The sequence below is a fragment of the Vibrio antiquarius genome (assembly GCF_000024825.1).
Classification (GTDB): Bacteria; Pseudomonadota; Gammaproteobacteria; order Enterobacterales; family Vibrionaceae; genus Vibrio; species Vibrio diabolicus.
Window position 1 is genome coordinate 17,023 of record NC_013456.1, and the last position, 25,014, is coordinate 42,036.

Sequence of the window (25,014 nt, forward strand, 5' to 3'; positions counted from 1 at the left end):
AAAGAGGCTGATGTTTCTCATAGCCTCTTCTTTTCACTCCTCACTCAATCGGCTTATTGTCGACTTTCAGCCTCTAATTTCATTGCTAAATAAGCTTGGTCCGCAGAAACCAATTCAGGGCGGTTAATCAACTTCCAAAGGAAGTATGGTGGGATTAAAAATACGACAAAGTAGAGAGATTCATGGAAGAATACATCGGCTATCGCTTGCTGATGCTCCCAGAGTGCCGTCAGTGCAAAGAGCTCTAACATCACACCTAAAACGCCAAAGACGACAGAGACAACAATCGCTAAACCCAGTAGTTCTCTAATAAAGTGCTTGTATGCCATGATACTAATTCCTTCTAGCAGTAAGTCATACTAACTTACGCTCATAAGAAACAAGCCAGCTTGACTATTATCAAACTCCCCTCATCACAGTTAAGAACTTAGTTTTATAAAAAAGGACTTGTATATAACGCCATTGAAGATTGACCTCTCTATCACAATACAATGACATCATTTCTCGACTTTGAGACTAGCCTTTTACATTTATCAGCAGTGTAAACAAGAGGTCATAATGAAAAAATATACCTACCCTTTACTTGCCATCTCAGGCGGTCTTTTATTGACGGGCTGTGGTAGCGACGACTCTTCATCCGATACAGAAGCAGCCACTTTTTCTCTCAGCGTTTCCGATGCGCCTGTCGACGATGCCAACAAAGTCGTCTTAGCGTTTAAAGATGTTGTCCTTGTACCATTTGACCCAGAAACTGGCGAACAGACTGGAGAACATATTCTGTTAGATGTTAGTGACAATGGAGCACTACACCAAGTTGATCTAATGGAATATCAGGGAAGTAACGCTAAAACGATCATTAGCGAGCAAGACATCGCTCCTGGTGATTATGCTATGTGTGTGTACGCTCAAGACGGCAAACAATTAAACGATACAACGCTGTCATACGTAGAGAAGACAGACGGCAACATCAAAGGCTTAGTTGTGCCTAGCCGAGGCAGCTGTTTTGGTTTTAAACCAGATACGAGCGATCAAGGTCGCTTGAAGTTTTCGCAAAAAGGTCAGTATGTAAAAGTTCATACTGGTCATAATAGCTATGTTGTCGAGTTTGATTTGCGTAAAGGTCTGGCAGATCCAACGGGCAAAGATTACATGAACATGAACTCTAATGCGGTAAGCTTAGTAAACGCATCAGAATCAGGTCATATCGGTGGTGAAGTCAGCGAAATTCAGTATCAAGCGTGTGAAGCAGACAGTGCAGCATCAAATGCAATAAATGACGTTCCTGCCGTTCACTCAGTCTATCTTTACGCAGGTTCGATGGATCGCTCAACCATGGGCGATATGGGCGCGATGGAACCACTCCAAGCGCCAGTTGCAGTAGCTAACGTGAATGAATCGCAAGACGAAGAAGGTAATACAACCTACAGCTACGAGTTTGGTTACATGGGCCCAGGCACCTACAGTATTGGGTACACCTGTACCGCGTATGTTGACACACCAGATAACCATGAAACATCAGAAGATGGCTTCCTGATTTATCAACATTACACACCTGTTGATGTGGTCGAAGGTGAGCATACAGAGCAAGATATTAATCCTATCCTATAGCTCTCATCTTATCGAAAGCCGCTCACACGATGAGCGGCTTTTTGACTATTATTTTAATCCGATAAGTAATACTGAACGGTTGAGACCACTCGTACTTTCTTAATGTAAGGCGTGTTGCTATCTCGGTCATAAATCGAGAACTGCCCTTGCGTGGCACGTTTGATCTTACCCAATGAACTCTGTGAGTCTTTCGCAAACTTTTGCGCCACTTCGCGGGCGTTTTTCGTCGCCTCTTCGATCATGTCTGGCTTTACATCATTCAGCTTAGTAAAGCTGTACTCAATTCGGTTCGCGTACGGGTCCTGATTCAGCAGTACGCCTTGTTTTCCTAGCTCACCAATCTCATTAATTGCCGCTCGAACCACATCGACACTTTGACTATAAACCGTAACGGTCCGCGAGGCTAAATAACGAAACTCGATATCTTGCTCACTCCCGTATTGCTGTGCTTTTCGGTCAATGACAGCAGGAGAAGAAAGGGAAACGCTGGTTTCAGGGAGCCCTTTGGCACTTAAGAAATCCAGAATCAAACGCGTTTGCTGATCGATGTCATCAAACATAGCCCCCATATCATTACTCGCTAAGGTGAACTGAATTGGCCAGATCACTGTATCTGCAGAGTACTCTCGTTCAGACAATCCCTTCACCGTTACCACTCGCTCATAGGCTTTGTATTTGACTGCTGTTTGCTGAATAAAAAAGCCCAATACTCCTAAACCAATTATCAGACACAGCCCGAGCCATATTGACGCTCTATTGGAAATCTTCTCCATTCATCCTCCTAATTTCGCCAAAAGTAACAATTCGTCGTATCGATAACATAGCTCAACTATGGCCAGAAAATGGCGACCTAAAGCCAAGTTTTTGTCATATCGTTCGAAATGGTGAATAGAATAAATTACAATTGAACGGCGTTTTATTGTGAGTTTTAAGATTATGTTGAAAATAAAATGGCTGGTAGTTCTGAGCGGATTATTTGTCTCAACGGCTTGTTTGAGTACTGACGACTTAGTAATGGATGACAACTCAACACAAGAACCCCAAGCGGGTATGTGCGATGAAGATCAATGCGAAGGGAAACGCTTTGATGGTCGTATTCTGCTAGACAATGAGCCGACCAAACAGGTCTTGAGCTCACTAGAAAGTCTCGGTGAAACGCTCAACTCTCTGAGTATCCTGATGTTTGCTGGCGACAAAACGTAACGCTAAAGCTGTCCTATCCCCTTCGCCTTTGGTCAACAAAGCTTCACCAGTTTGTCACTAAAGGCTCATGGATTTGCCTCTGAACTGTCATCTGTAATTTCTACTATCCGATCAGCCACTTGTACGCTGAGGTAAATATGGATAGTTCGACCCCTTTTCGTCTCCCTCGTAAAACGCCGTTTGGCATTGGTGAAAACGTTGCAGAATGGGCAACAGGTTTAAGTCAGCTCGATAAATTCTACGCCCAACGCCCCGTGAATGCGGATACCAAAACTTTCTTGCGATTTACGCTGGATATTTTGGGGATCGACTATCGCATTGCCCATGGTTCGCTCGACGCAGTGCCAAAGCAAGGCGCAACCGTCATTGTGGCGAATCACCCTCTCGGTTGTGTTGAAGGCGTGATTCTCGCCGAGCTACTATTGATGATACGAGACGATATCCAAATTTTAGCGAATCAGTACCTAAAAACCGTACCAGAGCTCGACCAACTTTTTATTGGTGTCGACGTATTCGAAGGCAAAGACGCCGTCAAATCGAATATGAAGGCCCTCAGAGCAGCCAACAAACACCTTGCGAATGGCGGCTTGTTATTGGTTTTCCCTGCGGGTGAAGTGTCGCAGTTAGTGGATGCCAAACAACAGCGTTTAGAAGACAAAGAATGGAGCCGCAGTGTCAGTGCGTTAATTCGTAAGAACAAAGCCGCCACTGTTCCCGTCTTCATTCGTGGGCAGAACTCAAAACGCTTCTACATGGCAGGTAAAATCCACCCTCTTTTACGCACCTTGATGTTGGGAAGAGAGCTGCTCAACAAGAGCGCAAAAACCATTGAGTTATCCTTTGGGCAAGCAATCAAGTTTAAAGAACTCAATAACCTCAACGATGATCAGATCGTCAATTATCTGAGGCTTAACACCTACCTGCTTAACCGCGATGTAAGTGCCACTCAGCAAACGGTCTCAGACAATGATCTCTTACCTATTGCAGCAGGGTTACCCATAGGCCAATTGCTTGAAGAGCTGCACAGCTTACCGACAGAAACCCAATTGCTTCAAAGTGGCGAGTTCGACGTATATTGCGCCAGCGCGCAGCAGATCCCATCTCTCCTGCATGAAATTGGCCGCTTGCGAGAACATAATTTCCGTCAAGTTGGCGAAGGGACCGGACAAGCGATAGACATCGATCATTTCGATCATGATTACCTGCACCTATTTGTGTGGGATCGTGAGAACCAATGCATGGTAGGTGCTTACCGTCTTGGATTAGTTGATCAATTATTGGCGAAATATGGCGTAGAAGGATTGTATTCGCGCACCTTATTCAACTATGACCAAGGCTTTCTCGATCAAATGGGCAAGTCGATTGAAATGGGTCGCTCTGTGATTGCCGAGCAATATCAAAAAAGCATGAGTGCCCTACTCTTACTCTGGAAAGGCATAGCGACTTTTGTCCATCAACATCCCGAATACACGCACTTGTTTGGCCCAGTGAGCATCAGCAACGATTACAGCCATACCGCGCGTCAGTTGCTGGCACAATCGATGACCCTACACCACTACGACAACGACTGCGCCGAATACGTCACTCCGTCAAACCCACTGCCAGAAACCAACTTAAACTGGAATACCAGCATGCTAACAGCATTGGGAGATTTACAGTTGCTATCTCGCGTGATCGCTCGAATTGACGAAGGCAAAGGCGTTCCGGTATTACTGCGCCAATATTTGAGTTTGAATGGTAAGTTGGTGTGTTTTAACGTCGATCCGGCGTTTAACAACGCACTGGATGGATTGATTATGGTGGATTTACGCGATGTGCCTGAGAAAACGCTTGCACGTTACATGGGCAGTGGAAACGCGCGCGAGTATTTAGCTCTGAACCATTAACCGTCGTCGGAGGTATCGCGCTGCTCAAAATCGCTCTAAACAACACAACGCGAGCAGCGTGATGCGTTATTTACCCATAAGACATTAAAAACAAAGTGTTTAGTTAAACTCATCGCAAAAAGGCCAGTCATCTCAAGCTTTAATCCACAAAACGCCAACATCGCACAAACGTTCACGTTATAAACTTTCACAAAACCTCAAAATGGTCATAGATCACATTTTCAATCAAACCTAACGTCAAACAAAATGTGACATTGATCATTTCGAGTATTTAATTTGAGTTGAAAAAGAAATTAAAGGTGATCTTAATCACAATGAATTTTAATTTTATATTTGTCAGAAGATCGAATTGATCACTAATATTTTTATTGACAGATTTGAAAGTCATTTTTTGTTATTAAGTTACATGTCAATTAATTGATCATCATCACTTAAAAAATGCTTTTCATCCGAAGAAATGCGGGGGTTGATCACGAAAAACCCGTCGTCAGTTCCAATTGGAAAATGTGTGGTAAATTGATTGGGTACTAAGCAATCAAACAAGCGGTTTTGGCGAACCGTTTACGACAACATATTCATCAGAACATCGAACGGGGAATTGTTATGATATCACCAGATGCCAAGATCAAGATACAAAATTTTGGTCGTTTTCTGTCAAACATGGTAATGCCTAACATCGGCGCGTTTATCGCGTGGGGCTTTATCACTGCTCTATTTATCCCAACCGGATGGCTACCAAATGAGACGTTAGCTTCCATGGTTGGTCCTATGATCACTTACTTGCTGCCACTACTTATCGGTTACACCGGTGGTAAGTTAGTGGGCGGCGATCGCGGCGCGGTCGTTGGTGCAATCACAACCATGGGCGTGATCGTCGGTACCGACATCCCAATGTTTATGGGCGCAATGATGGTTGGCCCAATGGGTGGCTGGGCTATCAAAAAATTCGATAACTACATCGACGGTAAAGTAAAAAGCGGCTTCGAGATGTTGGTGAACAACTTCTCTGCGGGCATCATTGGTATGCTGTGCGCCATTTTGGCTTTCTTCCTTATCGGTCCATTTGTCAAAGTGCTTTCAGGCGCATTGGCAGCAGGCGTAAACTTCCTTGTTTCAGCGCACCTTCTGCCACTGACTTCTATTTTTGTTGAGCCAGCGAAGATCCTGTTCCTAAACAACGCGATCAACCACGGCATCTTCTCTCCACTGGGCATTCAGCAAGCGTCTGAAACTGGTCAATCGATCTTCTTCTTGATCGAGGCGAACCCAGGTCCTGGCTTAGGTATCTTGCTGGCTTACATGGTGTTTGGTAAAGGTACGGCTCGTCAAACGGCAGGTGGTGCATCCATCATCCACTTCTTCGGCGGTATCCACGAGATTTACTTCCCTTACATCCTAATGAACCCTCGCCTAATCCTTGCGGCTATCGCAGGTGGTATGACGGGCGTATTCGTTCTAACTATGTTTAACGCAGGTATCGTTTCTCCAGCATCACCAGGCTCAATCTTCGCAATCTTGTTGATGACTCAGAAAGGTTCAATCGTTGGTGTTCTAGCGTCTATCGCAGCAGCAACAGGCGTGTCATTCGCCGTAGCAGCACTGCTAATGAAGACTCAAACGTCAACAGAAGAAGACGGTGATGAAGCAGCACTAGAGAAAGCAACATCACAAATGAAAGACATGAAATCTGCATCTAAAAACGATGCGGTGGTAAACAGCCAAAGCAAAGGTGACGTAGACCTAGCGACAGTACAAAGCATCATTGTCGCTTGTGATGCGGGCATGGGCTCGAGTGCAATGGGCGCGAGCATGCTACGCAAAAAGGTTCAAGACGCAGGTCTGAACATCCACGTAACCAACCTTGCCATTAACAGCTTACCAGAGAGTGCAGATATCGTGATTACTCATAAAGACTTAACGGATCGTGCACGTAAGCATGCTCCAAACGCACACCACATTTCATTGACTAACTTCCTAGACAGTGAAATGTACAACCAGCTAGTCACCAAACTACTAGCAGCACAAAACCAATCCGCAGCCAATGACGACCAAATGGTGAAAGTGTCAGTCATGGCGGCGAACGACGACTGCTTTGAGCCACAGCAGCCATCGGTATTCCAAATCCAGCGTGAGAACATTCACCTAGGTTTGAAAGCAGCCAACAAAGAAGAAGCCATTCGCTTTGCAGGCAACAAATTGGTTGAACTTGGCTACGCAGAACCAGAATACGTAGACGCGATGTTTGAGCGTGAAGCGTTGGTTCCAACTTACCTTGGCGAGTCTATCGCGGTTCCTCATGGCACCGTAGAAGCGAAAGACCGCGTGAAGAAAACTGGCATTGTAATCTGCCAATACCCATCGGGTATCCAATTTACTGAAGATGACGACGATGTCGCGAAACTGGTTATCGGCATTGCCGCTAAGAACGATGAGCACATCCAGGTAATCACCACCATAACGAACGCGCTCGATGAGCCGGAAGCAATTGAGAAGCTAACCAGCACCAACGATGTAGAAGAAATTCTTAACATCCTTGGCGGTCAACAAGCGGCTTAATTACTCCTTTAATTTGCTCCTGAGGCAAATGAGGTCAGCTGTCACCCCCTATGCGGTTGGCCTCACCCTAGTTTCGTAAGTCAACATTTTCAGATATTGGTAGGTAAGAATTATGAAAAACGCAGTTCATTTTGGTGCAGGTAACATCGGTCGTGGTTTCATCGGTAAACTCTTAGCAGACGCAGAAGTCGAGGTCACTTTCGCTGACGTTGATGCGCCGTTGGTAGACCAGCTCAGCCACAAACAAGAATACAAAGTGAAAGTCGTGGGCACCGAGTGCCAAATCGACACTGTTACCCACGTCACAGCGGTAAACTCAGCCAGTGATGACGTGATTGATCGCATCGTCAAAACCGATTTGGTTACCACAGCGGTCGGTCCAAACGTATTAGATATCATCGCGAAAACCATCGCGAAAGGTATCGCCAAACGTTTTGAAGCTGGTAATGACGCGCCACTTAACATCATCGCCTGTGAAAATATGGTGCGTGGTACCACACACCTAAAAGGCGAAGTATACAAACATCTGGATGAATCGCTGCACACAAAGGCAGACGAGTTGGTTGGCTTTGTTGATTCAGCAGTCGATCGCATCGTGCCACCAGCAGAAGCCGCCAACGATGACCCATTGGAAGTGACTGTTGAAAGCTTCAGCGAATGGATTGTGGATGAACAGCAATTCAAGGGCGAAATCCCTGACATCTCAGGCATGGAAAAGACCAACAACCTAATGGCCTTTGTCGAACGTAAGCTGTTCACCCTAAACACAGGTCACTGCATTACCGCTTATTTAGGTTGTTTGAAAGGGCACCGTACCATTCGTGAAGCAATTGAAGACCCAAGCATTCATGCTGAAGTAAAACAAGCAATGCAGGAAAGTGGCGAAGTATTGATTCGTCGTTACGGCTTCGACCGTGAAATGCACAATGCCTACATCGAAAAGATTTTAGGTCGCTTTGCCAACCCATATTTAGTGGATGAAGTGGATCGCGTTGGACGACAACCAATTCGTAAATTGGGTGCAAATGATAGATTAGTGAAGCCATTACTCGGTACAATCGAGTATGGCACTGAAAATAAAACACTTTTGAAAGGCATTGCCGCTGCCTTGAAGTACACTAACGACACCGACCCACAAGCGGTGGAACTACAAACCTCATTAAAAGCCGTGGGCGTGAAGAAAACGCTAGCAACGTACACTGGCCTGGCTGAAGACAGTGTTGAAGTGGCTCAAATAGAAGCGATTTACCACCAGCTTTAATCGAATCAAGGGGAGCTCTGCTCCCCATAAATATAATTTTAAACAGTTACTCAGTATATGGCAGATAACATCAACGAAACCGAGATCATTGAACGATTAAACAGCGCGCCATCGGTACGAGGCTTTTTTATTGCAGCAGTCGATGTGTTCAACGATTCCATCGACGGGCTAATACAAAGGATCTTTCGTAAAGATAACTTCGCCGTGCAATCGGTTGTTGGTCCCCTACTGCAAGACTCCGGACCGCTGGGCGATCTCTCCGTTCGTTTGAAACTCCTATTTGGCTTAGGCGTCCTCCCAGACGATATTTATCATGATATTGAAGACATCATTAAGCTTAAAAACCGACTCAATAGCGATGCATCCGACTACGAGTTCACTGATCCAAATATTCTAGAGCCAATCAAAAAGCTGCATCTGGTAAAGAAAATGGGCATGGTGCAATTAGAAGTCAACGAACCTGATGACGACATCGACCTTGAGTTTTATCAACTCCAACTTCAACGCCAGCAACAAATAATAAAATCAGGTCTCTCGCTCGCCATTGTCGAGATCTGTAACGAACTGGGCAAAGACAGCCCTTTTTAACCCAACCTCCGGCAAGGAACGCCTTCTCTACTAGCCTCTTTTCTTTGCGTATCCTTTCTGTATGACGTGCGTGAAAGCCATCACAGTCCATATTCGTATGTCTCTGTAATATCAGACCAATCTATCGCTGGCATTGAAACGGTATGGCATGCTTTCAATCGAAGACACTAAAACCAAATGGGCGTTTTTCCAGAAACACCATTGGGTATCTCCAGAATTTTCCCGCACTCCCGTACTTGAGTCGTGGGAGCGTTGCATAAAGCGATGCAGTCCTTACACCTGGTCAAAGCCACATATTGCCTCTGGATTTACCTTCTCATCTCTGATGAAACGCAACGAGCACCTCATCGAATGCGCCACTACCGTACTTGAAGACACTTACGACATGCTAGGAGACGAAGACCTGCTATTGATGGTGACTGATGGCAACGGCTGTATTCTCTCCACCGTCGGGCACGACTCTATGCGACAAGAGATGCAAGCACTCGGTATTAAACAAGGCTGCTTTCTGTCTGAAGGGAAAATTGGCACAAATGCAGTCAATCTCTGTATCAACACTCACATCCCATGTGAAGTTTTTGCTGCAGAACATTTCAATCGCCACTTACACTCTTATGCCTCTGTAGCGGCGCCTGTTTTCGACCAATTTGGCAAATTACGCGGTACAACATGCCTTTTCAAAAAAGCGGAAAGCTATAAGAAAGAAGACTTAGTCATCATCGCGTCGAGCGCGAAAGAAGTCAGTTTGCAAATCCATATTCAGTCGGAACAAGAAAATATGAACCGCCTCACTTGTGCGCACAACGCAACGTTAGAGTGCATGGATGACGGCCTTCTGGCCTGGGATGAAGAAAGCCGTATCACCATGGTAAATCATCAATCAGAGCGCTTGTTAAACATTGAAGCCAGTCAGGTCTTGGATAAAGAAGTCTTTTCTGTTTTACGCTTCCCGCCAAATGTCCTCAATAGTATTGAGTCGGGTGCAAGCATCAACCGAAAACTCACAACGGTAGAGGTTCGTGGCGAGTTTGTTGAAGCGATCATTACCTTGCGTCCACTCAACGACGGAACGCACTTATTGTTTTTGCACCCTATCGATAAAATTCGCGAACTTGCTCAACAACAAATAGGTGGCAGTGCGCGCTATACGTTCAGTACTTTGCCTGTTATTTCACGAAAAATGAAGCATGTCATTACCGTGGCAAAACGGGCCATAAAGTCCAAATCACCGATTCTAATTACAGGTGAAGAAGGTGTAGGAAAAGCCACTCTCGCCATGGCGATTCATAACGAAAGCACCTACAAAGAAGGGCCGTTCATTACGCTCAACTGCCGCTCCATCAATACAGAGCAACTGGTCAAAGAAACCCTGGGATACGACGAGGGACAAGGCATGCCCTCTAAGTTTGAACTCGCCCATGGCGGTACGCTCTTTTTGGAAAAGGTGGAATATCTGTCGCCCGATTTACAAGCCGTGCTACTTAAGTTGTTAAAAACTGGGCTCGTCAGCCGCAGCGACAGTTTGCGATTAATCCCCGTAGACTTTCAACTTATTACGAGCACCGCTTCAGAGATCAGCGAGTATGTCACTCAGCGCTCATTTGGTCGGCAACTTTATTATGAAATCTCCTCGAACGAGCTGCATATTCCACCACTACGAAAGCGTAAAGAAGACATTGAATTTCTCGTCCAGCAGCTTATCAGCCATTATGAACGCCGCCACAATGTGACTATCTCGATAGAGCCAGTCGCACTGGAAGCGTTGATGAATTTTCGTTGGTCAGGCAATAACTCCGAATTAAGAAACCGAACTGAGCGAATTTTGCTGAACCGCAGTTCCAACTTAATCAAGCTGAACGATATTCCTGAAGACATTAAACTGAATTCTCGCCATACCGCAGAAAATACGCCAGTAATCACGTTAGAAGAAGCCGAGAGAAGAGCTATCGTTCAGGCTTGGAATCAGTGTGATGGCAAAATGCATGATATGGCGAAAGCATTGCAAATTGGCCGCACGACCTTATGGAGAAAAATTAATAAGTTTGGGCTGCAGGAGCAAATGAAGCTGTATTAAGCCAAGAAGTGGCGTTCCTATAACAAAAGTAAAACCGGCGTAAGCACGCCGGTACACATGTACTAACGATAAGGTATCGATTAAACATCAACAGACAACTGACGAATCTGCGCTTTTAGTCCCGGTAGCATACTAGAACTGGCGCTGAATTTTCGTAACCCCACGCGAAGCAATGTTTCTGTAGCATTTGGATCGCCAGCCATCTCACCACACATACTGACCGGTATGCCCGCGCGATCGCCTGCTGCACACGTGAGTTCAATGGCTTTTAGTACCGATGGTTCAAAGTAGTTCACCAATTCGGCAACGGCGGCGTTGCCTCGATCGGCAGCCATAACATATTGAGTCAAATCATTGGTGCCAATAGAGAAAAAGTCGACTTCTTGTGCTAACGCATCAGCATTTAATACCGCGGCGGGTACCTCAATCATAATACCGACAGGCAAATGAGTCGCATCCAAGCCGAGTTGGTTTGCTTGATGCGCCAACAGCGCTTTTACTTTTCTCACTTCTTCAACCTGAGCCACCATCGGTATCATCAATTGAATATTCGGTTGCTCGTAAAAGGCTCTCAGAATGGCTCGAAGTTGGGCGGTAAACAATGACTCATGTTGAAGGCACAACCGCACCCCTCTCAAACCTAAAAATGGATTATCTTCCGATGGCATAGGATAAGCGGCTAAAGGCTTGTCACCGCCAACATCTAAACTTCTAATCGTAAGTGGCTTATCACCAAGTGCGGCGGCAATATCACGATAGACTTGATATTGCGCTTCCTCAGTTGGCAACTCATCACTGTTTTGAAATAGAAACTCAGTCCGAAATAGACCAACGCCCTCAGCGCCTGATGTTAGTGCATCATCAATATCTTTCGGTCCGCCAATATTGGCGAATACTGGAATATGGACGCCATCACAGGTGACTGCGGCTTGCTGAGCACTCGCTAGTGCACTTTGTCGGGTGCTTTGCCACTCTATTTGTTGCGCTTCTAATTCCTGCTGTACGGAATCCGAAGGAGAGAACCATAAATGTCCTCGGAAGCCATCAATAGTCACCACTTGACCAGCACGCACAGCATCAAGGCAGCCCTGAGCTTTAACGATGGCAGGAATCCCCATCGCACGAGCAAGAATCGCACTGTGAGAGGTTTTCCCTCCCTCACTCAAACAGATACCAAGCACTTTCGATTTATCAAGCCCGGCCACATCAGAAGGCATCAGGTCGCGGGCCAACAAAATACTCGGTTCCTGAATGTCGATGGCATTAGGCGTTACGCCTGTCATTTCGACCATAACTTGGCGTGCTATATCATGCACATCTGCTTCGCGTTCCCGCATGTACTGACTTTCTGCCTGGCGAAACTCTTCGGCTAACGTTTGCAGTGATTCTATCCAAGCTTGCTCGGCTATCATGCCCGTTTGAATTCGCGACTCGACCGATGCCCATAATTCTGGGTCACTGAGCATCATGCTATGAGCAGAAAATATTTCCCCTTTCGGCTGCTTCGCTTGCTCCTGCAAATGTTGAACAACCACGCCTATCGCACGCTTAACCCGTTCAATTTCATCTTGTTCACTTTGGAAATCACGTTCAGGCACAGCTGGCATTTCATGAGTAAAAAGGACAGCTGGAGCAGTTGCGATACCGTCATTGACTCGAATACCAACAACAGCACCTTCAATCTGACTTGAGGCCATATCATCGAGCAGAGTATCCGTGCTCTCTTCAGGTTCGACAATGCCTTGCTCAACCGTCTCTTTTTCTCCGAAGTGCTCACTAGCTAAGGCTTCAAATGCCTTGATTGCTTCACTGGATTGAGGTCCAAGTGCGCATAAGGTGATCGTCTCTTGACTACGAACGCCAAGTTTCGCAATGCTGTTTAAGCTTTTAGCGTTCACACGGCGCTCGCCTTTTTTCAACCATAATTGGCAGTCAAAAGGCGCGAGTGCACCAACAATGGCCGCTGCGGGACGAGCATGTAATCCATGCGGATTTTGCACTACCCAATCAAATGTCCGCTCGTGTTCAAAGTTCTCTAATACTGGCGCTATCTCAGCGGATGTTAGTGGCTGATCGCCAAGGTGCTCTCGTTTTACGCTTAACGCATTCTGTGCCTCTTCGACTACCGTCGATAAAGGTAGTCCGGCGGCAGCAGCCACCGACGCCGCCATGGTCCCTTCAACAATGGGGGCCGAGATAAGGGTGACATTTTCCCTCACATGATCATCAATCAGATCCAGAGCCATTTCCGTGCTAAGCAGGGCGCTGCCAAGATCCATCAACACAACAACCCCTTGTTGATCATGTGCCTGCTCAATCGCTTCCATCACAGCAATGGCATCGGTTCCGATCGGGTTCTCTGGGTCATCAATCCCCGCAGCAATCGCAAGCTTGGCTTTGCCTTGCGTCATTTGGGTGGCAAGTTCGGCCACCCCTTCAGCAAGGCGACGACTATGAGATACAACTACAATTCCCACCATCTTAATTACCTGCTATTGCCTGCTGTAGTGCTTTAATCATTAACAAAGAAGAGGTTGCGCCGGGGTCTTGGTGACCAATACTGCGTTCACCTAAATAGCTTGCTCGCCCTTTTTTCGCCAACATTTCAATCGTGGCAACCGCGTTCGTTTCTGCTAGCTCAACCATTTCATTCAATAAATGGTCAGCGCTCATGCCATTTTCTAACGACGCCTTCACGCTAACTAAAACGGGTAACCAAACATCACACATGGTTTTATCACCCAGTTCCGCTTTACCACGAGACACCACGCCATCCACACCGCTTTTTAGTGCATCCACTAACTCTTCAAACGTTAATTGCTCTCGAGTTCCAACAGCGGCAGCCGTGCGAATAAACAGCGTGCCATAAAGCGGGCCACTTGCCCCACCGACACTAGAAAGCAAGGTCATGCCCGTATTCTTGAGAATGCTGCCGATATTTTGGTCCGCAAATTGCGGCAGTTTTTCCGCGACTTTTTTAAAGCCTCGGTTCATATTGAGACCATGGTCTGCGTCACCAATATCACGATCAAGGTCGGTCAGAAAATCTTGATTCTCTTGATACGTTTTTGCACATAGCTCTAACCAGTGAACGATATGTTGTTTTTCAATTTGCATGTTTGCTCCCCCCTGTTACCACTTGATCGCGGCCGTATCGACAGGAGCATCAAACAGCTCCAACATCTCTTTATCTGCTTTCAGCAACGTAATTGAAACGCCTTCCATATCGAGTGATGTACAGAAGTTACCAACCATATTACGCACGATACGGAACCCCGCTTGCTCGCAGTTATGAGCAAGACGGCGATACACTCCGTAAAGCTCTGAAGTTGGCGTACCACCCATACCATTCACCATCACAATGTAGTCGTGTTCAGAGGCGAAAGGCTCAATGCTGGATTCCACTTCATCCCATTCACCTTCGTCACGATTCCAAATACGCAAAGTGCGCTGATAAGGTGTGTTTTCAGCAACTTCAGCAAACATTTCATCCACTAACGTATCGACGTCGGTGTACTTCACTCGCTTGATACCTGGTTCACCATGGATACCAACACCAAACTCCACTTCATCATCTTCCAGAACAAAAGATGGTTTACCCGCCGCTGGCACAACACAAGCATTAAGCGCCACGCCAAATGAGCGACAGTGATTATTAACGCGACGAGCCAGTGCTTCACATTGCTCCAGCGAATAACCTTTGTTCGCGGCAGCACCAACTAACTTCTCAACCAATACCGTTCCAGCGACGCCACGGCGACCAGCGGTATACAGGCTGTCTTTGACTGCAACATCGTCATCCACCAACACCGACCCAACTTTGATGCCATCGGTATGAAGCAGCTCCACAGCCGTTTCAAAGTTCAACACGTCTCCGGTGTAGTTTTTAATGATAAATAACACGCCTTCACCAGTATTCACTTGGTTGCCACATTCGTACATTTGATCTGGCGTTGGTGAAGTAAATACCTCTCCTGGGCAGGCGCCTGTCAGCATACCTTTACCAATAAAGCCTGCGTGCAAAGGTTCATGACCACAGCCACCACCAGAAACCAGTGCCACTTGCCCCGGCGTTTCCTCATGCCACATGTAACGAGGTTCGTAGTTAGCTTTTAGCTCAGGGCGGGACAATGCCAGGCCCTCCATTTGCTGCAATACAACATCATCGACTTGGTTAATTAACTTTTTCATCGTTCTATCTCATTCCATTTATATTTTTATGTAGGGTATGAATTCATCTTAAACAGAGAAAAAACGTGCTCAACAAAAATCAATCCGTTTCATATTGAAACAACGACTTTGGTATTTTCGTTTCAATATGAAACGAAAAACGACGAATTCGCTTGAATAGTGATCATCGCCATAAAGCATGCTGATGCTTATTACTTCTGACAGTCGGTTTGACACAGAGGTCATAAAAGCATGGAACAAAACCAGAGATATCCTTCACCACTTACCACACCAAACCTAATATAAACCTTATCGCTACAATGGATTTTCATTGCAGTCAAAAACACACATAAAAAAGGTTAAAGGTTTGAATTATGGACAAAATTATTATCAGCCCAAGCAAATACGTCCAAGGTGAACAAGTACTTACATCTATCGCTCACTATGTGAAAACATTGGGTGAACGTCCGTTAGTCATTGCCGATGAGTTCGTGACTAACCTGGTTGGTGATGACGTCAAACAAAGCTTTGCTGACGAAAAGCTTCCACTCACTATGAACATTTTTGGTGGCGAATGTTCGCGCGTTGAGATCGAACGCATCACGGACATTTGTGCGACTCAAAAACATGATGTCATTGTCGGTATTGGTGGCGGTAAAACGTTAGATACAGCAAAGGCCGTTGCGTTTTACACCAAAATTCCTGTCGTGGTGGTTCCTACAATTGCCTCGACTGATGCGCCAACCTCTGCTCTTGCGGTGATATACACACCAGAAGGTGAATTTGCGGAATACTTGATGATCCCTAAAAACCCAGACATGGTCATCATGGATACGTCTGTCATCGCAAAAGCCCCAGTTCGCCTACTGGTATCGGGGATGGGCGATGCGCTCTCCACCTACTTTGAAGCTCGTGCCAACATGACCTCTGGTAAGGCAACAATGGCCGGTGGTTTAGCGACACGTTCAGCGCAAGCTCTTGCAAAACTTTGCTATGAAACCTTGCTTGAAGATGGTGTAAAAGCAAAAGCTGCGGTAGAAAATGGTGTGAGCACCAAAGCGGTAGAAAACATTATTGAAGCCAATACATACCTTAGCGGTATCGGTTTTGAAAGCAGTGGTCTAGCGGGTGCTCACGCTATTCATAACGGCCTAACCAAGCTCGAAGAGTGTCATCATCTCTATCATGGTGAGAAAGTCGCGTTCGGCACACTTGTTCAACTGGTGCTAGAAAACGCAGCGATGGAAGAGATTAATACGGTTCTCGCCTTCTGCCGATCGGTAGGTCTACCAACCAACTTGTTTGATATGGGCGTTAAAGAGCTTAATCACGATAAATTGCGCGAGGTCGCCGAAGCTTCAACGGCCGAGGGAGAAACCATCCACAATATGCCATTCCCAGTGACGGCAGAAAATGTCTACTCTGCTATTCTAACCGCTCATCAACTGGGCCAATAACCCAAATAACTTCAAACGAGTTTGAGTCTCAAAAGGCAAGCCAAGGTTTGCCTTTTATGCTTCAACTGACTTATCACTTCCATTGACACCTGCCGATGGCAACATCATAACAAACCGCGTCTTGTCTTTATCTGATGTTACTTTTATCTGTCCTTCATACGCTTGCACGATAGATTGGGTAATCGACAAACCTAGCCCTGCACCTACGCTACCTACATGTTGGCGAGATTTATCTGCGCGATAAAACCGGTCGAAAAGGTACGGTAAGTTTTGCTCGGCAATGGTGTCACCTTGGTTGCTGACCGATATCGTAACCTGTTCATCAACCTCTTGAACGTCAATCACAATGGTTGAATCAGCATACGCATGACGAATCGCGTTGGAGAGCAAATTGCCCACTGCACGCTCAAACATGTTTTTGTCCATATAGAGCTGACCGTCGCCTGAGCTCACGATTTGCACATCGGCATCTTCGGCCAATATTTCAAAATACGCGACCAAACGGTCGATTTCCTCCTGCACCGCAAACACTTCGTCATGGCGATGAATGAGCTTGTTTTCAGCCTTGGCAATGTAGAGCAAATCGTTGATGGTTTTCGTGATGCGGTTGAGTTCTTCCAACGTTGAGGCAATCGCATCCTGATACTCTTCAGGCGTTCGACACGCACCTAAAATGACCTGATTTTGCGTAGTAATGTTGGTGAGTGGCGTTTTTAACTCATGTGCTATATCAGAAGAAAACTCGCTCAAGCGGCGAAAACCAGTTTGCAACCTATCGAGCATCGCGTTGTGTTTGTTGGCTAACTCGCGCAGTTCTATTGGCAACGAATCGGGGTCGAGACGAATGCCCATTTGCTCTGGTGATATCTGTTGAATGTGCTGATTCAATCCCACAATCGGCTTCAACCCACGTTTTACCATCCAACCGCTCAACGCGGAAGAAATCACAAACGCCAAACCGAGCGCCCAAAACAAAATCCAGTCGAGTTTATCCAAAAACAAAATATGGTGGTTGATACTCATGCCGAGCACCACCTGATACTCCCCAGCTTGAAACGCAAACGCGCGAATATTCAGCGAGTCCTCACTCCATTCGATGGCACGCTCGTGATTTAAAACCTGAGGCGAGCTAATGCTGTAGGCTCGGTTCTGAGGAATCGTCAGGCTCGAATTCTGATACACGTTCTGCTTGCCTTCAAACACCCACATGTAGAGCGTGCTGTTATTCGCTTGCTTGAACACATCCTCTGGCGAGCGTTTTAACGCTTTCTCAATGGCATTGAACTTACTGGAAATATAGCTGAAATCTTGCGAATAAAAGTGGCGCTCAATGGCGTACTGTAGGATGAAAGCCAAAGAAAAATAGGTCACGAACGTCATGCTAACAAACATCAGCACGAGCTTATTTTTCATGGAAAAAGGGAGCGAAAACTTAGGCATCACAACTCTCTTCGAGTTTGTAGCCCATCCCTCTGACAGTGTGAATCAGTGGTTTATCGAACGGTTTGTCCACTTTGCTACGCAGACGTTTGACCGCCACATCAATCACATTGGTATCGCTGTCAAAGTTCATATCCCACACTAACGACGCAATAGTGGTACGTGAAAGCACTTGGCCAGTTTTGCGCATCAACAACTCAAGCAGGGCATATTCTTTGGCGGTAAGCGACATCGACTGCCCCGCGCGCGTGGCAACGCGTTTGATCATATCAAGTTCTAAATCTGCCACACGTAATGTTTGCGGCGATGCGACCACTTGCGCGGAAATATGATGACGAAATACGTTTTGAATACGCGCCAGTAGCTCCGCAAACGCGTAAGGTTTTACGACATAGTCATTGGCACCCAGCTCAAAACCGCGCACGCGATCTTCCACTTGCTCCTTCGCTGTCAGCATGATCACTGGGGTGTGAATCCCACTACTGCGCAATGTATTAAGCACCTGCCAACCATCGAGTTTAGGCAACATAATGTCGAGGAGGATTAAGTCATATTCTTCACTGGTAGCGTGATACAGCCCATCGACCCCATCATGTACTAAATCCACCACATACCCAGATTCAATCAAACCTTTTTGCAGATATTCTCCGGCTTTGTGCTCATCTTCGACGATCAATATTTTCAAGTTCACTTACCTAGTGTGTTAGCGGGAGGATGAGAACCCAGTATAAAGCTCGAAAAAGAGCATGATGTGAACCACACCATACTCTTTCCCATTGGTAAACCATTATCGATTGTTATCGCGTTCGGCATAATGCACTTTGACATTCACTTTACCCAAATATTCCAACTGACCATCTTCATTCATGCGTTCTTGCACGGTCACGAAGCCACCATCTTTTAAATGCGTACTACGAGACTTCACATTAAACGTCAGGATATTGAGCTCTTTATTCAGTTCACGAGCCGTCATGGTTTTAAGTGAATTGAGTTCAGACAGAGCCTGTTGATAAGCCTCATCTGACGTTGCTGTCGGGGTAACTGAGATGGTTTTCATCTCTTCGCGGCTCACGTAGTTGCCACCAGTGAAAAGTGGTTGAGCGAATGCAGATGCGCTAGTCATTGCCATTACCGTTACAAAAAGAGCAGTTTTGATTGCGTTCATGTTGTTAACCTTTGAGTGCTTGTTTTCAATGAGGTCATTATTGAACACCGCCTCTGACACCACCCTTTCAACAAAATGACATTTTTGTCATGAAAGCAACTTACTGGCGAAAGCGCTTGAGCGCTCCATCACGCTTAGAACAAAACAAAAAAAACGACACATACTCTCGCATGTGCCGCTTAGGATTTTTGCTGTTAAGCGTAATTACTCAACCGTTACCGCTTTCGCTAGGTTACGTGGTTGGTCTACGTCCGTACCTTTGATCAGTGCTACGTAGTAAGACAGCAACTGCATTGGGATGGTGTAGTAGATCGCCGCCGTGATTTCACTAACGTGAGGCATCGTGATGATCTTCATTGTTTCATCACCTTCGAAGCCTGCGTCTGCATCTGCGAATACGTATAGAAGGCCGCCACGTGCACGCACTTCTTCAACGTTTGATTTTAGCTTTTCAAGTAGGTCGTTGCTTGGTGCAACCACAACAACAGGCATGTCAGCGTCAATCAGAGCTAGAGGGCCATGTTTCAGTTCACCCGCCGCGTACGCTTCTGCGTGGATGTAAGAGATCTCTTTCAATTTTAGAGACGCTTCCATAGCGATTGGGTAGAATTCACCACGACCTAGGAACAGTGTGTGGTGCTTGTCTGCGAAATCCGTCGCTAGTGCTTCAATGTCTTTCTCGAAAGAGAGTGCCGCGTTGATTTGCTTAGGAAGTGCGTGCAGCGCTTCAACAATCTCTTTTTCTTTCTCTTTGCTGACGCGACCTTGCTCTTTACCTAGTGCCGTTACCAGCATCAATAGTGCAGAAAGCTGAGTCGTGAACGCTTTGGTTGAAGCGACACCGATTTCAACACCAGCGCGAGTCATGAACGCAAAATCTGATTCACGAACCAAAGAAGAACCTGCTACGTTACAAATGGTCATCGCCGCCATGTAACCTTTTTCTTTCGCAAGACGAAGTGCTGCTAGCGTATCGGCGGTTTCACCAGACTGAGACAACGTGATCAATAGGCTGTTTGGACGAGTCACAAACTTGCGGTAACGGAATTCAGACGCAATTTCTACATCACAGCTCACGCCAGCAATGTCTTCAAACCAGTAACGCGCTGTCATACCTGCGTTGTAAGACGTACCACACGCAACGATTTGTACGTGTTCTACTTTGCTTAGAATGTCAGCCGCATGCACACCGATCGCATCAGTTACAACGGAGTCTGCCGTGATACGGCCTTCCATTGTGTTGATCAACGCTTTAGGTTGCTCATAGATTTCTTTTTGCATGAAGTGGCGGTATTGGCCTTTATCGCCAGCATCATGTTCTGCGTTAGATTCTACGATTTCACGCTCAACCAGCTCGCCCGTTGCGTCAAAGACAGTAACTTCACGGCGAGTGATTTCTGCCACATCACCTTCTTCTAGGTACATGAAACGGCGCGTTACATTCAGTAGCGCAAGTTGGTCAGAAGCCAGGAAGTTTTCACCCACACCAAAACCAATTACGATCGGGCTGCCTGAACGTGCAACTACGATGCGTGAAGGATCTTTGCGATCCAACGCTACCGTGCCGTATGCGCCTTCAAGTTGTTTTGCTGTTTTTTGTACTGCTTCTAGTAGCGTTTCTGAAGTGCGAAGTTCCCACTCAACCATGTGTGCGATAACTTCTGTATCCGTTTGAGATTCAAACACGTAACCACGAGATTGAAGCAATTCACGAAGCTCTTCGTGGTTTTCGATAATACCGTTATGTACAACAGCAATATCGCCAGACATATGTGGGTGTGCATTAACTTCAGATGGTTCACCGTGCGTCGCCCAGCGAGTGTGTGCAATACCCGTTCCGCCGATCACTTTTGCTTCTTCTACTGCATCAGCCAGTTCTTGCACTTTACCCAAGCGACGAACGCGCGTTAGGTTTGACTCGCCATCAACAACAGCAACGCCAGCAGAGTCGTAACCGCGGTACTCTAAGCGGCGTAGACCTTCAACCAAAATTTCTGCAACATCTCGTTGTGCTACTGCACCTACGATTCCACACATGTGTTTATCTCCGTTTGTAGTTTTGTTCTTCCCTAGCCATGTTTCAGATAGAGGCAGCAAGCAAAGGCCTGTATTCAGAGGGAAGTGAAATATGAAACTGATTACATTATTAGGTTAGGCACAAATAACTTTCACGCCATGTTGTTCAATCTGTATTTTGTGTTCTTGCTGAATATCAGCATCCGTCACTAGCACATCAATTTGATGCCAAGCGAGCTCTAAATTCGGGATCTTACGACCGATTTTTTCCGATTCGATCATGACGATCACTTCGCGCGACACTTCCGCCATCACCTTACTCAAACCAACCAATTCATTAAATGTTGTGGTGCCGCGTTCGAGATCGATGCCATCCGCACCGATAAATAGCTGGTCAAAATCGTAAGCTCGTAATACAGATTCGGCTACTTTGCCTTGAAAAGATTCTGAGTGCGTATCCCAAGTCCCACCAGTCATCAGCAGTGTTGGTTCGCTCTCTAATTCATTAAGGGCGTTAGCAACATGCAACGAGTTGGTCATGACAACTAAGCCACGTTTGTCATTCAACTGTTGAATCAACGCAGCCGTCGTACTGCCACTGTCGATCACGATGCGATTATGGTCTCGAATCAGTGATGCCGCTGCTTTTGCCAAGTTTAGCTTTCGAGTCGAAACATTAGCGCTCAATTCTTCGTGAATGACTTCGGTTGGGATAGCAATCGCACCGCCGTAGCGGCGTAGAAGTTGGCCATTTTTCTCTAAAGAAGCTAAATCCTTTCTAATCGTGACCTCTGAGGTTTCGAATTTCTGAGCGAGTTCGTCAACGCTGACTTCTCCTAGCTCAGAAACCAAGTTAGAAATGGCGTGTCTTCTTAGTTGAGTGTTTCGTTTCGACATTTACGTTTTGAATTTAAGTTTCGATTTGAAACTTATTATAGTCAAACCGAAACTTTCAAGTCCATTTATTTCGATCCAAAAAATTAATATTTCTCGATAAAACCTTGTCCTAAGACAATTCTTAAACAGTGATATTGGATTCATTCAGTGGTAGAATTCGCCACCGAAAAGAAAAAAAATTACAGAATTGAAGGCTATTTTTTTGCAACTTTCTGCATATAAAGTGGGATTAGTCACAAAAAGGTAACCAAAATCGCCGATCTTTTAGTCATAAAATGACTAAACTTGGTGAAAGACTTTCAGAATCTGAAGTACTGATAATGAGGCGAAAAATCGGTGGGTGACAGGCACTAAATGTCATCAATAACGCCCTAACTTCAGAGTAAACAACCGACTTTCAAATTGTAACTATACTTACCGGAGAGTATCTTCCATGAAAAAGACCAAAATCGTATGTACGATTGGCCCTAAAACTGAATCTGTAGAGAAGCTAACTGAGCTAGTGAACGCAGGCATGAACGTAATGCGTCTTAACTTCTCTCACGGTGACTACGAAGAACACGGCACTCGTATCGCGAACTTCCGTAAAGTAATGGAAGCTACTGGCAAACCACTAGCAATTCTTCTAGATACTAAAGGTCCAGAAATCCGCACTATTAAGCTAGAAGGCGGTAACGACGTTGATCTAGTAGCTGGTCAAGAATTCACTTTCACAACTGACACTTCAGTTGTAGGTAACAAAGATAAAGTTGCAGTAACTTACGCAGGTTTCGCAGCAGACCTAAACGTAGGTAACACTATCCTAGTCGACGACGGTCTAATCGAGATGGAAGTTATCTCTAAGACTGAAACAGAAGTTAAATGTAAAGTACTTAACAACGGTGCACTAGGCGAGAACAAAGGTGTGAACCTTCCTGGCGTTTCTGTAAACCTACCTGCTCTATCTGAAAAAGATAAGAACGACCTTAAATTCGGTTGTGAGCAAGGCGTTGACTTCGTAGCTGCTTCTTTCATCCGTAAAGCTTCTGACGTTCAAGAAATCCGTGAAGTTCTAGCGGCAAACGGCGGCGAGAACATCCACATCATCTCTAAGATCGAAAACCAAGAAGGTGTTGATAACTTCGACGAGATCCTAGAGCTTTCTGACGGCATCATGGTTGCTCGTGGTGACCTAGGTGTTGAAATCCCAGCTGAAGAAGTAATCTTCGCTCAGAAAATGATGATCGAGAAGTGTAACCGTGCACGTAAGATGGTTATCACTGCAACTCAAATGCTTGATTCTATGATCAACAACCCACGTCCTACTCGTGCGGAAGCAGGCGACGTTGCTAACGCGGTAATGGACGGTACTGACGCAGTAATGCTTTCTGGTGAAACTGCTAAAGGTAAGTACCCAGTTGAAGCGGTAACTATCATGGCTCAAATCGCGAACCGTACTGATTCAGCGCTAAAAGCTGAGCTAGGTTCTCGTCTAGACAGCCCACGTCTACGCATCACTGAAGCAGTATGTAAAGGCGCAGTAGACACAGCTGAGAAACTAGCTGCTCCACTTATCGTTGTTGCAACTGAAGGTGGTAAATCTGCACGTTCAGTACGTAAATACTTCCCAACTGCAAACATCCTAGCACTAACAACAAACAAGAAAACAGCAGCACAACTTGTTCTAACTAAAGGTGTGACGCCAGTTGTTGTTGATTCTATCGAAAGCACTGACGCATTCTACGTAGCAGGTAAAGAGCTTGCTCTAGAGTCTGGTCTAGGTAACAAAGGCGACATCGTAGTGATGGTTTCTGGTGCTCTAGTCGCTTCAGGTACTACGAACACAGCTTCTGTACACGTACTATAAGACTGAACTTTTCATACTTCAGTTGATTGATAAAGAGGGCTTATGCCCTCTTTTTTTATATGGCTTTCTTGCTCTAATAATAGCCTAACTGTATCATTCACCATGCGCAGAATTGCGTACTGTTTAATTTTGTCGTCACGATTAAAATTTCTATGAGGTGTATGTGTCCAGTCCCACTCTTACCGACAAAGTATCAAAAATGATCCGTCAGGATATTCTCGATGGCGTGCTTAAACCGGGTCAAAAACTCGTGGTTGCGGAACTCAAAGAGAAGTACAACGTAGGAGCGTCACCCATTCGCGAAGCTTTGGTGCAGTTATCGTGGAGCAAATACGTCAAACTCGAGCCGCAAAAAGGCTGCTGGGTTGCACCTGTATGTAAAGATGAGTTGAATGACTTGTACGAGAGCCTACAAATGGTCTCTGCATGCCTACTAAATAAAGCAATTGTGATTGGCGATGAAAATTGGGAACTGGACGTCCTAACCGCTTATCACAAGTTATCCCGCTCTAAATCTGGCGAAAGCTTTTGCTGGAAGGAATGGGAAGAACGCCATAATCAGTTTCTTACTGCGCTGTTTGAAGGCGCTGGCTCTGCCAATATGTTTGGTTTTTTCCGCGATCTACTCACGCAAATTAAGCGTTACCAATATTTTGCTATGCAAATGTTAGGTACTGGAAACCCAGGGCACTGTAATATCGATGAACAAGAAATGCTGATGAAGACGTCGTTAGATAAAAAGAGCCAGGATGCTTTAGGTTATCTAGAGCGTTATTTGAGACAGTCAATGCAGTGTATCGAAGCAGCCATCGACAACCAATATCGCATACTGGCTAGCGAATAACGC

Annotated in this window: 20 protein-coding genes; 10 read left to right on the forward strand and 10 right to left on the reverse strand. The window is 45.8% G+C overall.

Annotated features, from left to right (window positions below; all coding sequences use genetic code 11):
• Nucleotides 1–53 precede the first annotated feature (53 nt).
• Nucleotides 54–329, reverse strand: a complete 276-nt coding sequence (locus VEA_RS00090; protein ID WP_012841145.1) for a hypothetical protein — start codon at nucleotides 327–329, stop codon at nucleotides 54–56.
• A gap of 229 nt (nucleotides 330–558) precedes the next feature.
• Here VEA_RS00090 and VEA_RS00095 point away from each other — a divergent pair, with 229 nt between their 5' ends.
• Nucleotides 559–1,608, forward strand: coding sequence for a DUF4382 domain-containing protein (locus VEA_RS00095; protein ID WP_012841146.1), 1,050 nt, complete (start codon nucleotides 559–561; stop codon nucleotides 1,606–1,608).
• A 53-nt stretch (nucleotides 1,609–1,661) separates the two neighbouring features.
• Here the strand turns inward: VEA_RS00095 and VEA_RS00100 are convergent, their stop codons facing one another.
• Complete coding sequence (locus tag VEA_RS00100) at nucleotides 1,662–2,381, reverse strand: SIMPL domain-containing protein (RefSeq protein WP_006742751.1); 720 nt, start codon at nucleotides 2,379–2,381, stop codon at nucleotides 1,662–1,664.
• 163 nt (nucleotides 2,382–2,544) lie between these two features.
• On the opposite strand from VEA_RS00100, the gene VEA_RS24420 reads away from it, so the two are divergent.
• From VEA_RS24420 to dhaR, 6 genes are all read left to right on the forward strand, one after another.
• Nucleotides 2,545–2,811 carry a hypothetical protein gene (locus tag VEA_RS24420; RefSeq protein WP_041852999.1) on the forward strand — a complete coding sequence of 89 codons (267 nt, stop codon included), beginning with the start codon at nucleotides 2,545–2,547 and terminating at the stop codon, nucleotides 2,809–2,811.
• Between the two features lie 137 nt (nucleotides 2,812–2,948).
• Nucleotides 2,949–4,697 carry a lysophospholipid acyltransferase family protein gene (locus VEA_RS00110; protein ID WP_006742750.1) on the forward strand — a complete coding sequence of 583 codons (1,749 nt, stop codon included), beginning with the start codon at nucleotides 2,949–2,951 and terminating at the stop codon, nucleotides 4,695–4,697.
• 603 nt (nucleotides 4,698–5,300) lie between these two features.
• Nucleotides 5,301–7,253 (forward strand): PTS mannitol transporter subunit IICBA, encoded by a 1,953-nt coding sequence (locus VEA_RS00115; RefSeq protein ID WP_006742749.1) that lies wholly within the window; start codon nucleotides 5,301–5,303, stop codon nucleotides 7,251–7,253.
• A 112-nt stretch (nucleotides 7,254–7,365) separates the two neighbouring features.
• Complete coding sequence (locus VEA_RS00120) at nucleotides 7,366–8,514, forward strand: mannitol-1-phosphate 5-dehydrogenase (RefSeq protein ID WP_012841149.1); 1,149 nt, start codon at nucleotides 7,366–7,368, stop codon at nucleotides 8,512–8,514.
• 57 nt (nucleotides 8,515–8,571) lie between these two features.
• Entirely contained in the window at nucleotides 8,572–9,102 is a 531-nt protein-coding gene (locus VEA_RS00125) for an MltR family transcriptional regulator (protein WP_012841150.1), read from the forward strand.
• Between the two features lie 148 nt (nucleotides 9,103–9,250).
• The gene (gene dhaR, locus VEA_RS00130) at nucleotides 9,251–11,176 is read left to right on the forward strand and encodes a dihydroxyacetone kinase operon transcriptional regulator DhaR (protein WP_006742746.1); all 1,926 of its coding nucleotides are present in this window, start codon (nucleotides 9,251–9,253) and stop codon (nucleotides 11,174–11,176) included.
• Nucleotides 11,177–11,256: 80 nt separating this feature from the next.
• Here dhaR and ptsP read toward each other — a convergent pair whose 3' ends face one another.
• Genes ptsP through dhaK form a run of 3 tightly spaced genes read right to left on the reverse strand, consistent with a single transcriptional unit; the run spans nucleotide 11,257 to nucleotide 15,367 of the window.
• Nucleotides 11,257–13,656: a phosphoenolpyruvate--protein phosphotransferase gene (ptsP, locus tag VEA_RS00135; RefSeq protein ID WP_006742745.1), complete on the reverse strand. Its 2,400-nt coding sequence runs from the start codon at nucleotides 13,654–13,656 to the stop codon at nucleotides 11,257–11,259.
• 1 nt (nucleotide 13,657) lies between these two features.
• Nucleotides 13,658–14,293: a dihydroxyacetone kinase subunit DhaL gene (dhaL, locus tag VEA_RS00140; RefSeq protein ID WP_005379705.1), complete on the reverse strand. Its 636-nt coding sequence runs from the start codon at nucleotides 14,291–14,293 to the stop codon at nucleotides 13,658–13,660.
• 15 nt (nucleotides 14,294–14,308) lie between these two features.
• Nucleotides 14,309–15,367, reverse strand: coding sequence for a dihydroxyacetone kinase subunit DhaK (dhaK, locus tag VEA_RS00145; RefSeq protein WP_005392233.1), 1,059 nt, complete (start codon nucleotides 15,365–15,367; stop codon nucleotides 14,309–14,311).
• 353 nt (nucleotides 15,368–15,720) lie between these two features.
• Between dhaK and VEA_RS00150 the strand changes: the two genes are divergently transcribed.
• The gene (locus tag VEA_RS00150; protein WP_006742744.1) at nucleotides 15,721–16,803 is read left to right on the forward strand and encodes a glycerol dehydrogenase; all 1,083 of its coding nucleotides are present in this window, start codon (nucleotides 15,721–15,723) and stop codon (nucleotides 16,801–16,803) included.
• Nucleotides 16,804–16,857: 54 nt separating this feature from the next.
• Here the strand turns inward: VEA_RS00150 and VEA_RS00155 are convergent, their stop codons facing one another.
• From VEA_RS00155 to VEA_RS00175, 5 genes are all read right to left on the reverse strand, one after another.
• A complete protein-coding gene (locus VEA_RS00155; protein WP_006742743.1) occupies nucleotides 16,858–18,243 on the reverse strand; it encodes a heavy metal sensor histidine kinase in 1,386 nt (461 codons plus the stop codon).
• Nucleotides 18,236–18,928: a heavy metal response regulator transcription factor gene (locus tag VEA_RS00160; RefSeq protein WP_005392236.1), complete on the reverse strand. Its 693-nt coding sequence runs from the start codon at nucleotides 18,926–18,928 to the stop codon at nucleotides 18,236–18,238. Before VEA_RS00160 ends, VEA_RS00155 begins: the two co-directional genes overlap by 8 nt.
• 102 nt (nucleotides 18,929–19,030) lie before the next feature.
• The gene (locus VEA_RS00165; RefSeq protein WP_005496993.1) at nucleotides 19,031–19,408 is read right to left on the reverse strand and encodes a DUF3316 domain-containing protein; all 378 of its coding nucleotides are present in this window, start codon (nucleotides 19,406–19,408) and stop codon (nucleotides 19,031–19,033) included.
• Nucleotides 19,409–19,612: 204 nt separating this feature from the next.
• Nucleotides 19,613–21,445 (reverse strand): glutamine--fructose-6-phosphate transaminase (isomerizing), encoded by a 1,833-nt coding sequence (glmS, locus tag VEA_RS00170; RefSeq protein WP_005392238.1) that lies wholly within the window; start codon nucleotides 21,443–21,445, stop codon nucleotides 19,613–19,615.
• A gap of 114 nt (nucleotides 21,446–21,559) precedes the next feature.
• Nucleotides 21,560–22,321 carry a DeoR/GlpR family DNA-binding transcription regulator gene (locus tag VEA_RS00175; protein ID WP_005392240.1) on the reverse strand — a complete coding sequence of 254 codons (762 nt, stop codon included), beginning with the start codon at nucleotides 22,319–22,321 and terminating at the stop codon, nucleotides 21,560–21,562.
• A gap of 433 nt (nucleotides 22,322–22,754) precedes the next feature.
• On the opposite strand from VEA_RS00175, the gene pykF reads away from it, so the two are divergent.
• Together pykF and VEA_RS00185 are read left to right on the forward strand one after the other, a co-directional pair.
• Nucleotides 22,755–24,167 (forward strand): pyruvate kinase PykF, encoded by a 1,413-nt coding sequence (gene pykF / locus VEA_RS00180; RefSeq protein WP_005392243.1) that lies wholly within the window; start codon nucleotides 22,755–22,757, stop codon nucleotides 24,165–24,167.
• A 199-nt stretch (nucleotides 24,168–24,366) separates the two neighbouring features.
• Complete coding sequence (locus tag VEA_RS00185) at nucleotides 24,367–25,011, forward strand: GntR family transcriptional regulator (RefSeq protein ID WP_005392249.1); 645 nt, start codon at nucleotides 24,367–24,369, stop codon at nucleotides 25,009–25,011.
• The last annotated feature ends 3 nt before the right edge of the window (nucleotides 25,012–25,014 follow it).

Coding starts and splice junctions, on each gene's coding strand:
- dhaL (WP_005379705.1), bottom strand. CDS start 14,293: ATGCAAATTGAAAAACAACATATCGTTCACTGGTTAGAGCTATGTGCA.
- VEA_RS00095 (WP_012841146.1), top strand. CDS start 559: ATGAAAAAATATACCTACCCTTTACTTGCCATCTCAGGCGGTCTTTTA.
- pykF (WP_005392243.1), top strand. CDS start 22,755: ATGAAAAAGACCAAAATCGTATGTACGATTGGCCCTAAAACTGAATCT.
- VEA_RS00120 (WP_012841149.1), top strand. CDS start 7,366: ATGAAAAACGCAGTTCATTTTGGTGCAGGTAACATCGGTCGTGGTTTC.
- glmS (WP_005392238.1), bottom strand. CDS start 21,445: ATGTGTGGAATCGTAGGTGCAGTAGCACAACGAGATGTTGCAGAAATT.
- VEA_RS00150 (WP_006742744.1), top strand. CDS start 15,721: ATGGACAAAATTATTATCAGCCCAAGCAAATACGTCCAAGGTGAACAA.
- dhaK (WP_005392233.1), bottom strand. CDS start 15,367: ATGAAAAAGTTAATTAACCAAGTCGATGATGTTGTATTGCAGCAAATG.
- ptsP (WP_006742745.1), bottom strand. CDS start 13,656: ATGGTGGGAATTGTAGTTGTATCTCATAGTCGTCGCCTTGCTGAAGGG.
- VEA_RS00185 (WP_005392249.1), top strand. CDS start 24,367: ATGATCCGTCAGGATATTCTCGATGGCGTGCTTAAACCGGGTCAAAAA.
- VEA_RS00100 (WP_006742751.1), bottom strand. CDS start 2,381: ATGGAGAAGATTTCCAATAGAGCGTCAATATGGCTCGGGCTGTGTCTG.
- VEA_RS00165 (WP_005496993.1), bottom strand. CDS start 19,408: ATGAACGCAATCAAAACTGCTCTTTTTGTAACGGTAATGGCAATGACT.
- VEA_RS00175 (WP_005392240.1), bottom strand. CDS start 22,321: ATGTCGAAACGAAACACTCAACTAAGAAGACACGCCATTTCTAACTTG.
- VEA_RS00090 (WP_012841145.1), bottom strand. CDS start 329: ATGGCATACAAGCACTTTATTAGAGAACTACTGGGTTTAGCGATTGTT.
- VEA_RS00110 (WP_006742750.1), top strand. CDS start 2,949: ATGGATAGTTCGACCCCTTTTCGTCTCCCTCGTAAAACGCCGTTTGGC.
- VEA_RS24420 (WP_041852999.1), top strand. CDS start 2,545: ATGTTGAAAATAAAATGGCTGGTAGTTCTGAGCGGATTATTTGTCTCA.
- VEA_RS00125 (WP_012841150.1), top strand. CDS start 8,572: ATGGCAGATAACATCAACGAAACCGAGATCATTGAACGATTAAACAGC.
- VEA_RS00115 (WP_006742749.1), top strand. CDS start 5,301: ATGATATCACCAGATGCCAAGATCAAGATACAAAATTTTGGTCGTTTT.
- VEA_RS00155 (WP_006742743.1), bottom strand. CDS start 18,243: ATGCCTAAGTTTTCGCTCCCTTTTTCCATGAAAAATAAGCTCGTGCTG.
- dhaR (WP_006742746.1), top strand. CDS start 9,251: ATGCTTTCAATCGAAGACACTAAAACCAAATGGGCGTTTTTCCAGAAA.